Raw genomic sequence first — 1,380 nt, 5'->3', positions numbered from 1 at the left:
CACCTGACGCTTCGAAGAAATCACGCCCGTATTAAAAACCGTCACTAACGATTAGAGTGAAGCCTACGACCTATGAGATGAGTTCACTCAGAAATAGTTCCTGTATATTACGCAATACGCCCGGAATCGATTTATCGTCCTACATTCAGGGATATTACCAAGGAATAGGCTCACTACCTATAAATTTATAGTAGAGAGGGTTTTCCTTGACTAATTCATATATCCTACTCCAAGCAGCAGCTCGACGATCTTTACTTCCTTGGAATAAAGCAACATTCGCAAAACCAAGTAGCATTCCCCTCGAGTCTGCATTTTTAAGGGCCTCTTCAAAAATCTTTGCTTGCGGCTTTTTAGGGGTAACTGTCTCAGGCATCATCCACAGACGCGAACCATGAGATATGCGATTCCTCAGGACGAGGAAAGATTCAAGTCGCTTCTCAAATTCTTTTCCCCAATTCATTCCCATGTATTTTGCGGTTTCATTACAAAGATTAAAGTCTTTAGTTCCACCACACCCGCTAGAAGTCCCTGGGATACGACTCTGGCGTACCGCCTGAGAAAGAAGCCCTAAAGAGAACGAGTCAACAATCGACCATAGGGGAAGCTCTGCTTGTATCTTCTTTCGAAGATCCGCTTCATTCCAGTTCCTCAAGTCTTTAAATTTATTTTTCCTTTTCTTTAGAGAGGGACGGGCTTTTACTCTAAGATCCCACCAATGTACAATGCGTTTATGAACATATGGTTCTCTGTATCGTAGAATATGGCTCATCATTACCTTAGTAATTTTTGGATTCGAAGAATATGAATTAGGATTGAGATACTCAGAGTATTCTCGCCCATATTTTTTACATTCACTACAGAAAGCTTTAACCCAGGCAGAGCGAATCGCTTGTTCACCTTCCCTAATGTAACCCTGCAAGAGAGAAGTAACCCGCGTATCCATTCGAACGATATCTAGGACTTCGGAAAGATTGAAAGGTCCTGAGATCTCCCCGAACTCTATAAGACGATTGTATTGGCGAATATATCCAAGAAGATAATGAAAGTTGGTAGACTCAAACATCTCCAAGTCTTTTTCATTCAAGTTTGGTATTTGTTGAAAATAACCCTTGGATATCATATATTCCATCTTCTCCTCGAAAGAGGACAAAAATCCAAGTGTGTTCCCACTCATAACCTAGAACTCCTCACACCAGTTCGCCATAGAACTAAAATATAAAAAATGGCCCTCCCAGCTTGAATCAGAGGCTTGGGAGGGAACTATTAAGACAACTATAGCATTGAAACAAGCCGCCATTCACAAAATTCAGCATTCTCCATAGTTAGGTTCACCACAATTACCCCTGTATTAAGGAGGGGCGCACCCGGGAATCACCCCGG

General features: G+C 41.9%; 1 protein-coding gene. It reads right to left on the bottom strand.

Annotated features, from left to right (window positions below; genetic code table 11):
* Nucleotides 1-154 precede the first annotated feature (154 nt).
* Nucleotides 155-1,174 carry an Abi family protein gene (locus HMPREF2928_RS01165; RefSeq protein WP_070687060.1) on the bottom strand — a complete coding sequence of 340 codons (1,020 nt, stop codon included), beginning with the start codon at nt 1,172-1,174 and terminating at the stop codon, nt 155-157.
* Nucleotides 1,175-1,380 lie beyond the last annotated feature (206 nt).

The organism is Rothia sp. HMSC072B04 (assembly GCF_001813725.1).
Taxonomy (GTDB): domain Bacteria; phylum Actinomycetota; class Actinomycetes; order Actinomycetales; family Micrococcaceae; genus Rothia; species Rothia mucilaginosa.
Note: the sequence above shows the minus strand (reverse complement) of the source record. Positions and strands in the feature narration are given on the sequence as shown.